The 10,104-nt window shown below is 71.2% G+C and carries 11 protein-coding genes and 1 pseudogene; 8 read left to right on the top strand and 4 right to left on the bottom strand.

Annotated elements, in window-relative coordinates:
* A pseudogene (locus tag AB0C29_RS19000) lies at positions 1-565 on the top strand (hypothetical protein); the annotation flags it as partial.
* Here AB0C29_RS19000 and AB0C29_RS18995 read toward each other — a convergent pair.
* The 3 genes from AB0C29_RS18995 to AB0C29_RS18985 form a co-directional block, all read right to left on the bottom strand.
* Complete coding sequence (locus AB0C29_RS18995) at positions 562-795, bottom strand: hypothetical protein (protein ID WP_360550743.1); 234 nt, start codon at positions 793-795, stop codon at positions 562-564. The pseudogene AB0C29_RS19000 and the gene AB0C29_RS18995 overlap by 4 nt on opposite strands.
* A 60-nt stretch (positions 796-855) precedes the next feature.
* On the bottom strand, positions 856-1,302 hold the full coding sequence (gene mscL / locus AB0C29_RS18990) for a large conductance mechanosensitive channel protein MscL (protein ID WP_360821791.1): 447 nt from the start codon (positions 1,300-1,302) through the stop codon (positions 856-858).
* 87 nt (positions 1,303-1,389) lie between these two features.
* The gene (locus AB0C29_RS18985; protein WP_203773135.1) at positions 1,390-1,743 is read right to left on the bottom strand and encodes an STAS domain-containing protein; all 354 of its coding nucleotides are present in this window, start codon (positions 1,741-1,743) and stop codon (positions 1,390-1,392) included.
* A gap of 200 nt (positions 1,744-1,943) precedes the next feature.
* Here AB0C29_RS18985 and AB0C29_RS18980 point away from each other — a divergent pair, with 200 nt between their 5' ends.
* Genes AB0C29_RS18980 through AB0C29_RS18955 form a run of 6 tightly spaced genes read left to right on the top strand, consistent with a single transcriptional unit; the run spans position 1,944 to position 7,571 of the window.
* Positions 1,944-2,813: an STAS domain-containing protein gene (locus AB0C29_RS18980; protein WP_360821789.1), complete on the top strand. Its 870-nt coding sequence runs from the start codon at positions 1,944-1,946 to the stop codon at positions 2,811-2,813.
* A gap of 4 nt (positions 2,814-2,817) precedes the next feature.
* The gene (locus tag AB0C29_RS18975; protein WP_360821787.1) at positions 2,818-3,240 is read left to right on the top strand and encodes an STAS domain-containing protein; all 423 of its coding nucleotides are present in this window, start codon (positions 2,818-2,820) and stop codon (positions 3,238-3,240) included.
* Entirely contained in the window at positions 3,237-3,656 is a 420-nt protein-coding gene (locus AB0C29_RS18970) for an anti-sigma regulatory factor (protein WP_360821785.1), read from the top strand. The genes AB0C29_RS18975 and AB0C29_RS18970 overlap by 4 nt, the downstream gene beginning before the upstream one ends.
* Positions 3,653-4,684, top strand: coding sequence for a SpoIIE family protein phosphatase (locus tag AB0C29_RS18965; RefSeq protein ID WP_360821783.1), 1,032 nt, complete (start codon positions 3,653-3,655; stop codon positions 4,682-4,684). The genes AB0C29_RS18970 and AB0C29_RS18965 overlap by 4 nt, the downstream gene beginning before the upstream one ends.
* Entirely contained in the window at positions 4,681-6,027 is a 1,347-nt protein-coding gene (locus AB0C29_RS18960; protein WP_360821781.1) for a sensor histidine kinase, read from the top strand. The genes AB0C29_RS18965 and AB0C29_RS18960 overlap by 4 nt, the downstream gene beginning before the upstream one ends.
* On the top strand, positions 6,024-7,571 hold the full coding sequence (locus AB0C29_RS18955; RefSeq protein ID WP_360821779.1) for a fused response regulator/phosphatase: 1,548 nt from the start codon (positions 6,024-6,026) through the stop codon (positions 7,569-7,571). Before AB0C29_RS18960 ends, AB0C29_RS18955 begins: the two co-directional genes overlap by 4 nt.
* A gap of 43 nt (positions 7,572-7,614) precedes the next feature.
* Here AB0C29_RS18955 and AB0C29_RS18950 read toward each other — a convergent pair whose 3' ends face one another.
* Positions 7,615-9,702, bottom strand: a complete 2,088-nt coding sequence (locus tag AB0C29_RS18950; RefSeq protein WP_360821777.1) for a S9 family peptidase — start codon at positions 9,700-9,702, stop codon at positions 7,615-7,617.
* Between the two features lie 128 nt (positions 9,703-9,830).
* On the opposite strand from AB0C29_RS18950, the gene AB0C29_RS18945 reads away from it, so the two are divergent.
* The coding region (locus AB0C29_RS18945; protein ID WP_360821776.1) for an FAD-binding protein at positions 9,831-10,104 on the top strand (274 nt) is incomplete at its 3' end.

The raw sequence follows: 10,104 nt of genomic DNA, 5'->3' as shown, positions 1-10,104 counted from the left end.
GCCGGCCCGCCGGCGCCGGCGGCTCAGCTCCGGGCCGCTCTTCGTGGCCCTCGCCGCGGTCGGCGCCGTGCAGCTCATCCTCGGGCTGGCCCAGGTCGGGGGCGGGGCCAGCAGCGCCCACGTGCACACCGGGCTGGACGCGACGCCCGGGCACCTGTGGCACGAGTCGGCGGCCTGGAACGTGGCCGTCGGGGCGGGCTTCCTCTTCATCGCGCTGCGCCGCAGCCGGTCCACCGGCCTGGTGCCGATGCTGACCGCCTTCGTCGGGATGCTGCTGCTGCTCTCGGTCAACGACCTGTCGGCGGCCCGGGTCGACACGACGCGGCTGGTCAGCCACGGCTTCGTGCTCCTCGGCTACCTGATCGTGGTGGCGCTGTCCCGGGTCACCGGCGACTCGGCCCGGCCTCCCGGTGACCGGGTGGGCGGTGGCAACGGCTGGCACTTCGTCGAGGAGGAGCCGGCGCCCGAACCGGCCCTGCCGAAGCTGCGCCTGGTGCCGCGGGGACCGCTCACCGCGGCCGCGCCGGTGCCGGGCCGGGAGGCGGAACGACGCCGCGCGGCCTAGCGAGCGGGCGGGCGGACCGACAGCTCACGCCACTCGTCCGGGCCGACCAGCAGCGCGCGCACCATGTCCAGCGCGGCGTCCTCGCTGTCGTACTCGAAAAAGTGCGAGACGCCGTCCGAGCCACCGGCGCGCTGCTCGACGTACCACTGGTCGCCGCTCGTCCGCAGGTAGACGTCCTTGCGGGCGATGCGGCCCCATCTGCCGTTCCACCAGTGCTTACGCTGTTCCATCCCGGCACTGTATCGAACATCTGTTCGAACAGTGCCGGGTGGGTTGATCTTTTCGCGGAATCAGCGCTGCGGCGGGTCCTGCTGCTGGTGCCGGCCCAGGATGTCGTTGACCGCACCCGGCGCGACCTGCTGGCGGACCAGCGCGTCACGGATCTCGGTGAGCAGCTTGACCTCTTCGCTCGGGGCCTCCGGCGGCGGCTCCTCGCCCCGCTTGCGGCGCTCGGCCAGCCTGTTGAGCGGGTAGACGACGAGGAAGTAGAGCACCGCCGCGGTCAGCAGGAACGTGATGACCGCGTTGATGAAGCTGGCGTAGTCGAACTTCACGCCATCGACTTCCCAGGTGCCGGCCGAGGCGCCGGTCCCGCCGCCGAGGAGCTGGATCAGCGGCTTGAGGAAGGCGTTGGTGAAGGCCGTGACGACCGCGGTGAACGCGGCGCCGATGACGATGCCGACGGCGAGGTCAACGACGTTGCCCCGCATGATGAAGTCTTTGAAGCCTTTGAGCATGGACAAGAGTCACTCCTGCACGTGAGGCGAGGGTTCGCCGGGCAGCAGTTTCCCATGGCCGGTGGGCGACAAACCAGACTGATCGGCTCAGTCGAGCGCGGGCTCCTCGGCCGTCACGGCCTCGTCCACGGTCGGGTAGGTGTGCAGCACCTCGACCAGGCCGCTGACCTCGAGGATGCGCAGCACCCCGCGCTGCGGGGCGGCCAGGCGCACGACCCCGCCGGCGTCGTCGGTGCTGTTCTTCGCGCGTACGAAGACCGACAGCCCGGTGGAGTCGCAGAACGACACCTCCGCGAGGTCGAAGACCAGACGGGTGCGCCCCTTCTCCAGCAGGTCGCTGATCTGGTCCTGGAGCTGCGGCGCGGTGGCCATGTCGAGTTCACCGGCGACCGACACGACGACCATTTCGCCGCGCTGTTCCGTTTGTACCGTCAAGGACATTCAGGACCTCCAGTTATGTCCCGAACGCTACTCCACGGCGGGACAGGTGCGCAGAACGGGGACCGAGTTGGTGCCGAGATTTTAATTGGCCTACAGCAAGTAACCGAAGACGCGGTGGTAAAGTCCGGCCGTCCCTCGGTGACGACTGCCCGCGATCCGCGGAGCCGCTCCCAGGAATGATGACTATCAGGGAGGCGGCGGTGGCGCTGAGCACCGAGGAAGTAGGACGCTTCGCCGGACTGCTGGAGAGCAACGGCGACGCGTTGACCACCGCCTGGACCGATGCGGTGGCGACCCTGCTGCGGGGCCGGCTCAGCCACGCCGAGCTCCACCGGCAGATCGCGGAGCTGCAGAAAGGCTTCCAGTCGGCGCTGTCCGGCGGGGCCGACGACCTCCAGGCCGACGCCGCGGGCGAGCTGCGCGCGCTGCTCAGCGAGCTGTCCAACACCCGCGCCCGGCAGGGCTTCAGCGCCACCGAGACGGCGGTCAGCATCTTCGCCCTCAAGGAGGCCATGCTGACCGTCCTCGGCCAGGGCGGCGACATCGATGCGGCTACGTTGCGTGACTATGTCGCCTTCTCGGCGTTCATCGACCGGGCCGGGCTGTTCACCTTCGACAGTTATGTCCGCGCGCGCGAGGAGCTCATCTCCGACCAGGCCGAGCAACTGCTGGAGCTCTCCACCCCGGTGGTGAAGCTGTGGGAGGGCGTCGTCGCCGTCCCGCTGGTCGGCACCCTCGACTCCGCCCGCGCCCAGGTGGTGATGGAACGCCTGCTGCAGACCCTGGTCGACACCGGGTCGCCGTACGCGATCATCGACATCACCGGCGTCCCGGCCGTGGACACCCAGGTCGCCCAGCACATCCTCAAGACCGTGGTGGCCGCCCGGCTGATGGGTGCCGACTGCATCATCTCCGGCATCCGGCCCCAGATCGCCCAGACCATCGTGGCGCTGGGCATCGAGTTCGGTGACATCGCCACCAAGGCGAGCCTGGCCGACGCCCTGCGCCACGTGCTGCGCAAGACGGACGTCAACGCCGGTCGGCGCGGTGCCGGACGCCGGGAGAGCTGAGCCCGTGGAACGCGTACCGGTCCTCAAGATCGGCGACATCCTGCTGGTGTCCATCCAGATCGACATGGAGGACCAGACCGCCCTGCAGCTGCAGGAGGATCTGGCCGACCGGATCGTGGCAACCGGCTGCCACGGCGTGATCATCGACATCAGTGCCCTGGACATCGTCGACTCCTTCGTCGGCCGCACGCTGGCCACCATCGCCTCGATCTCGCGGGTGCTGGACGCCGAGACGGTCGTCGTCGGCATGCGGCCCGCGGTGGCCATCACCCTCGTCGAGCTGGGTCTGTCGCTGCCGGGCATCCGCACCGCGCTGAACGTCGAGCTCGGCATGGAGCTGCTCGCCCGCGAACGGGACGCCGAGTTCGAGTTCGACGACGACGCCGACGAGGACGACGCCGACGAGGCCGTCGTAGCCGCGTCGTGACGGCCGGGGACGACATCGTCGCGAAGGAGACGCTGGCCATTCGCTCCGACCAGGATGTCGTCCGGGTCCGTCAGCTGGTCCGCACTCTCGCCGTCTCGGTCAAGCTGTCCCTGGTCGATCAGACCAAACTGGTCACGGCGGCCAGCGAGCTGGCCCGCAACACCCTGGTCTACGGTGGCGGTGGCACCGTCGTGGCCGGCCGGGTCGACAACGGCCGCCGCAGCGGGATCCGGATCGTTTTCAGCGATCACGGACCGGGCATACCCGACCTGGATCTGGCCCTGACCGATGGCTACACCACCGGCGGTGGCCTGGGCCTGGGTCTGAGCGGGGCGCGACGGCTGGTCGACGAGTTCGACATCGACACCGCAGTCGGTCAAGGTACGACGATCAGCGTGATCAAGTGGTGCCGATGAGCGGAGGCGCGGTGGCGTCACTACCCGAGGGGCTCCTCGACGCGGGAGTCTGGTTCCGGGTGGAAGCCGCCGGTACGGCCGCCGCCGTCCGCCGGGCCGCCGAGCGGCTCGCCACCGAGCTGGGCATGCCCCCGGCCCGCATCGCCGACCTCGCCATCGTCGCCACCGAGACCGCCAGCAACCTGGTCAAGCACGCCGACGAGGGGACCCTGCTGCTGCGCGCGGTGCGCGTACCGGGGCGGGCCGGGGTCGAGATCCTGGCGCTGGACCGGGGTCCCGGCATGGCCGACATCACCCGCGCCATCGGCGACGGGCACTCCACGGCCGGCACCCTGGGCATCGGTCTCGGTGCCATCGTGCGCCAGTCGAGCTGGTCCGACCTGCACTCGGTGCCGGGCCGGGGCACGGTCATGGCCCTGCAGGTGTGGTCCGGTGAGACCCCGCCGCAGCCCTGGGCGGCCGTACTGACCCGCGCGGTGGCCGGCGTGCCGGTCAGCGGCGACGGTTTCGCCGTGCGCGAGGCCGACGGTCGCCGGCAGGTGCTGGTCTGCGACGGGCTCGGGCACGGCCGGCTCGCCCACGCGGCCACTCAGGAGGCGGTCCGGGTCTTCGTCGACGCAGCCGCCGCGCCACCGGCCACAGTCGTGGAGGCGCTGCACCGCAAACTCAGCCACACCCGGGGCGCCGCGCTCGCCGTCGCGGAGCTCGACCCGGAAGCCGGCCTGGTCCGCTACGCCGGCCTGGGCAACATCGCCGGCACGGTGCTCAACCCGGACGGCAGCCGGCGCGGCATGGTCTCGCTGCCCGGCATCGCCGGGCACCAGCGCCGGCAGATCCGCGAGTACGACTACCCGCTGCCCGCCGGCGGCATCGTGCTGATGCACTCCGACGGCGTGGTCGACCGCTGGAAGGCCGCCGACTACCCGGGTCTGCTCTCGCACTCACCGCAGGTCATCGCGGCGACGGTGCTGCGGGACGCCGGCACCCGGCGCGACGACGCCGGCGTTCTCGTGGCGCGTGGGTCATGACCAGCCCTGATCCCCTGGTGCGCACGCGGCTCCGGGTGGAGCAGGATGTGTTCGCGGTCCGGCAGCTGGGCCGCGAGGTGGGCCGGCTGGTCGGCCTGGAGCCCCGGGACCAGATCCGGCTGGCCACCGCCCTCAGCGAGGTGGGCCGGCTGCTGGTCGCCACCGGCCGCGAGACCGAGGTGGTGTTCGCAGCCGGCTCGGACGGGGTACCTGCACTGACGGTGAAGCTGGAACACGCCGCGCACGGGGACGCGGACCGGCTCGCCGCCCAGCTGGCCCAGGTCGGACGCCTGGTGGATTCGATGGAGGTAAGGGATGGGGAGATCGGAACGGTCGTGCGGATGTCTCGTCGACTCCCGCCGAACGCGCCGGTCCTGAGTCCCGACCGTATGGATGACATTCGTGCCGAACTCGCCGGCCACGTGCCGGGAACGCCGTTGGACGAGCTCGCGGTGCAGAACCAGCAGCTCATCGCGACGCTGGACGAGGTACGCGCGCAACGCGACGACCTGGCCCGGCTGAACGCCGAACTGGAGGAGACCAACCGGGGCGTGATGGCGCTCTACCACCAGCTCTCCGACGAGCTGGAGGAGACCAACCGCGGCGTCGTCGCGCTCTACAACGAGCTGGACGAGAAGTCCGTGCAGTTGCGCGCGGCGAGCGAGGCGAAGAGCCGTTTCCTGGCCAACGTCAGCCACGAGCTGCGGGCGCCGGTGACCGCGATCATCGGCCTGGGCCGGCTGCTCAGCGACGACGCCTCCGACCCGCTCACCTCCGAGCAGGAACGCCAGGTGGAGCTCATCCGGGGTTCCGCCGCCGACCTGCTGTCGCTGGTCAACGACCTGCTGGACCTGGCCAAGGCGGAGGCCGGCCGGATCGAGCCGAACTGGAGCGACGTCGACCTCAAGGCGGTCTTCGGCCAGCTCCGGGGCACGCTGCGCCCGCTGGCCACCCGGCCCGAGGTCGACTTCGTGGTGGAGGAGCCCGCCGTCACCCGGATGCGCTCCGACGAGGTGCTGCTCGCCCAGGTGCTGCGCAACCTGCTCACCAACGCGATCAAGTTCACCGCCGAGGGCTCGGTGCGGCTGGCCGCCACCCGGGTCGGCGACGAGATCGAGCTCACCGTGGCCGACACCGGCACCGGCATCCCGCCCGAGCTGCAGGAACGCATCTTCGAGGAGTTCTACCAGGTGCCCGGCAGCCACGCGCTGAGCGGCAAGGGCACCGGGCTGGGCCTGCCGTACGCCCGCCGGCTGGTCGGCATCCTGGGCGGCGCGCTGCGGGTGAGCTCGGAGCCGGGCCAGGGCAGCACGTTCACCGTCTCCCTGCCGGTGTCGCCATGACCCCGGCGACCGTGCTGGTCGTCGACGACAGCGCGACCAAGCGCTACCTGCTGGTGAGCTGGCTGTCGCGGGCCGGGTTCTCGGTGGTCGAGGCCGAGACGGGCGGCGAGGCCCTGCTCCGGCTCACCGAGGCCGACATCGACCTGGTCGTGCTCGACGTCAAGCTGCCCGACATGAACGGCTTCGAGGTCTGCGAGCGGATCAAGACCGATCCCGAGTACGGCGTCCTGCCGGTCATCCACGTATCGGCGCACGCGGTCGACGTGGTGGACCGCACCCAGGGGCTGAACCGGGGCGCGGACGCGTACCTGGTCGAGCCGATCGAGCCGGACGAGCTCATCGCCACGGCCCAGGCCGTCCTGCGCTACTACCGGGCCCGGCAGCGCGCCGAGACGCTGGCCGCCCGGATGGTCCGGCTGGCCGAGACGACGCTGGCCATCAACTCGGCCTCGACGCTGCCCGGCCTGCTGCAGGCGGCGGCCGACGGGGCCCACGAGATCTTCGGTGGACCGGTCGTGGTTGTGGCCGAGACGTCCGACGGCGACGGCGTGGCCGCGGTGGCGAACGGTGCCCCCGCGACGGTGCAGCCGGGGTCGGGCGAGGACCACGAGATCGCCGTCGGGTCCACCCTGCGCACCGACGACACCGCCGCCTGGAGCGGCGCCGGCCCGTGGCCGGAGGGTGAGTCGGTCGCGGTGGCGGCGGCCCGGCTGCGCAACGACCGGATGCCCGTCTACGTGGCCGTCCCGTCGAGCACGCAGAGCCCGGGCTTCCCGGTGCTGCGCCAGCTCGCGCAGGCGGTGGCGGCCGCGGTGGAGGCGCAGCGCTCGTACGACGAGGAGCACCGGATCGCCGTCACCCTGCAACGCAGCCTGCTCCAGTCCCGGCTGCCGGACGTGCCCGGGCTGGAGCTGGCGGTCCGCTACGAGCCGGCCGGCGCGCAGACCGAGGTCGGCGGCGACTTCTACGAACTGACCATGCTGGACGGCCGGCTGCTGGTGGCGATCGGTGACGTCGCCGGACACTCGCTGCACGCGGCGACGGTGATGGCCGAGGTGCGCCACGCCGTCCGCGCGTACGCGGTGGAGGGGCATCCGCCGGGCGCGGTGCTGGAGCTGGTCAACCGCTTCATGCGTACCGTGCTGCCGGCCGAGTCGGCGACGCTGTGCCTGCTCACCCTCGAGCCGGACACCGGCCGGGTTCGCCTGGCCAGCGCCGGCCACCTGCCCCCGCTGCTGCACGTGGCCGGCGAAGCCCACTTCCTCGAGCCACGCGGCCCGCTGCTGGGCATCAACGCGCCCCGGCCGGCCGACCTGGAGTTCGTCCTGCCGCCCGGCGGCACGCTGGTGCTCTACACCGACGGCCTGATCGAACGCCGGGACGCCGACATCGACGTGGGGCTGAACGCCCTGGCCGGCTGCGCCGCCCGGGTGGAGCCGAGCCTGGACGCCTTCTGCCAGCGGCTCCTGGTGAGCCTGGCCGGGGCGGGAGAACAGGCCGACGACATCGCGGTCGTCGCGCTGCGCCGTACCGCCGGATCCTGACGCGGCGCGAGCCCGGCCGACGCGGCCGGGCCCCCGCAGTCGCTCAGGCCAGGCCCAGGGTGTCGAGGGTCCAGGCGTTCACGAACGCCTCTTCCTTCCACGAGTCGTAACGGCCGCTGGGCCCGGCGTGCCCGGCGCCCATCTCGGTCTTCAGCAGGTACGAGCCGTCGGGCGCCACCGACCGCAGCCGCGCGATCCACTTGGCCGGCTCGTGATAGAGCACCCGGGTGTCGTTCAGGCTGGTCACGGCCAGGATCTTCGGGTACGCCAGCTTCCCGACGTTCTCGTACGGGCTGTAGGACTTCATGTACGCGTACACGTCGGCGTCCTCGAGCGGGTTGCCCCACTCCTCCCACTCCGTCACCGTCAGCGGCAGCGACGGGTCCAGGATGGACGTCAGCGGGTCCACGAAGGGCACCTGGGCGACGATGCCCGCGAAGGCCTCCGGCGCGATGTTGGCCACCGCGCCCATCAGCAGGCCACCGGCCGAACCGCCGCGCGCCACGAGCCGCTCCGGCGTGGTCCACGACGACGCCACGAGCGCCCGCGCGCACGCCACGAAGTCGGTGAACGTGTTCTTCTTGGCCAGCATCTTGCCCTCTTCGTACCAGCGCCGGCCCATCTCACCGCCGCCGCGGATGTGCGCGATGGCGTAGACGACGCCGCGGTCCAGCAGCGACAGGCGGGGGATGGAGAAGTACGGGTCCATGCTCAGCTCGTACGAGCCGTAGCCGTACAGCAGCAGCGGCGCGGTGCCGTTGCGCGGCGTGCCCTTGCGGGCGACGACGGAGATCGGCACCTTGGTGCCGTCGTCGGCGACCGCCCACTCGCGGAACTGCTCGTAGTCCGCCGGGTCGTAGCCGCCCAGCACCGGCTTCTGCTTGCGCAGCACCATCGCCCGGGTGATCAGGTCGACGTCGTAGACCGACTCCGGCGTGACCATCGAGGTGTAGCTGATCCGCACGATGTTCGTGTCGTACTCGGGGTTGCCGGCGAGCCCGACGCTGTAGATCGGCTCCGGGAACTCCATGTCGTAGCTGTCGGTGCTGCCGTCGGCCAGCACCCGCAGGCCGGTCAGCCCGTCGCGGCGCTGCGAGACGACCAGGTGCCGCTGGAACGCGTCGACCGACTCCAGCCGGGTGCCGGGCTGGTGCGCGATCAGCTCGACCCAGTCGCCCGGGTTGTCCACCGACGTGTACGCCAGCGCGAAGTCCTCGGCGTTCTCGTTGTGCAGGATCAGGAAGCGGTGTCCGTGGTGCTCGACGGAATACTCGACGCCCTGGACCCGCTCGCGGATGACGGCGGGCTCGGCGGTCGGGCGGGCCGCGTCGATGACCCGGATCTCGCTGGTGATCTTGCTGTTGGAGTCGATGACGATGAACTTCTCGCTGCGGGTGAGCTCCACGCCGACCCAGAAGCGCTCGTCGGCCTCCTCGAAGACGACCACGTCGTCCGCGGCGGCCTGCCCGACGATGTGCCGCCACACCTTGCTGGGCCGCCAGGCGTCGTCGACGGTGATGTAGAACAGCGTGGACCCATCGGCCGACCAGGCGGTGCCGTAGAAGGTGTCGGGCACCTCGTCACCGAGCACCTCGCCGGTGCGCAGATCCTTGACCTTGAGCAGGAAGCGCTCGTCGCCGTCGAAGTCGACGGAGTAGGCCAGGCGGTCACCGGCCGGGCTGACGTCGAAGGTGCCGAGCGCGAAGAACTGCTTGCCCGCGGCTAGCTCGTTGCCGTCGAGCAGCACCTCCTCGCCCGGCAGCGGGGCGCCGGCACCGGTGGCGGGCGGGTCGATGTCACCGGGCGCGGCGGCGACGCGGCAATGGATGCCGTACTGCTGGCCCTCGACCGTGCGGGTGTAGTACCAGTAGCCGCCCTTGCGGCTCGGCACCGACAGGTCCGTCTCCTGGGTGCGGCCCTTGATCTCGTTGAAGATCGTGTCCTGGAGCTCGGTGAGGTGTGCCGTGGCCGCCTTGGTCCAGGCGTTCTCCGCATCGAGATAGGCGATCGTGTCCGGGTTGTCCTTCTGGGCGAGCCAGGAGAACTCATCCGTGACAGTGTCGCCGTGGAAGGTGCGCTCCGCGGGCACCTGACGGACCGCGGGCGGGGTCGTGGGCATGTCGGTGGTCACGCTGAACCACGTTACCGGGACGGCAGTGCCCGGGGCGGTCACACGCACGTCTCCCCTCGCCATTCGAACATGTGTACGATATGCCAGAGTGGACGATCTTCGAGCTGTGCGATCTTCGGGGAGGGCTGATGGTGACCGCGCTTCCCGGGCGTGAGCCGCTGCTACGCGCGCTGATCGACATATGTGGCCCCGACTTCGCCCGCGAGGCCGTCGCACCGGACATGGTGGCCGGCCACCTGGCCAGCTTCGTCGCGGCGCCGGCCACGACCCGCGCGGTGATGGACACGATGCGCCTGGCCGCCGAGCGCGGCCTAGCGGTGGTGCCCCGGGGCAGCGGTTCCAAAATCGACTGGGGTGCGCCGCCGCAGGGCATCGACCTGCTGCTGGACACCCGGCGCCTGG

This window comes from Actinoplanes sp. NPDC048791 (assembly GCF_040650095.1).
Taxonomy (GTDB): domain Bacteria; phylum Actinomycetota; class Actinomycetes; order Mycobacteriales; family Micromonosporaceae; genus Actinoplanes.
Note: the sequence above shows the minus strand (reverse complement) of the source record. Positions and strands in the feature narration are given on the sequence as shown.

What these genes read in the sequence shown, in the direction of transcription:
- AB0C29_RS18955 (WP_360821779.1), top strand. Translation starts at nt 6,024, where the DNA reads ATGACCCCGGCGACCGTGCTGGTCGTCGACGACAGCGCGACCAAGCGC.
- AB0C29_RS18985 (WP_203773135.1), bottom strand. Translation starts at nt 1,743, where the DNA reads ATGTCCTTGACGGTACAAACGGAACAGCGCGGCGAAATGGTCGTCGTG.
- AB0C29_RS18965 (WP_360821783.1), top strand. Translation starts at nt 3,653, where the DNA reads ATGAGCGGAGGCGCGGTGGCGTCACTACCCGAGGGGCTCCTCGACGCG.
- AB0C29_RS18995 (WP_360550743.1), bottom strand. Translation starts at nt 795, where the DNA reads ATGGAACAGCGTAAGCACTGGTGGAACGGCAGATGGGGCCGCATCGCC.
- mscL (WP_360821791.1), bottom strand. Translation starts at nt 1,302, where the DNA reads ATGCTCAAAGGCTTCAAAGACTTCATCATGCGGGGCAACGTCGTTGAC.
- AB0C29_RS18960 (WP_360821781.1), top strand. Translation starts at nt 4,681, where the DNA reads ATGACCAGCCCTGATCCCCTGGTGCGCACGCGGCTCCGGGTGGAGCAG.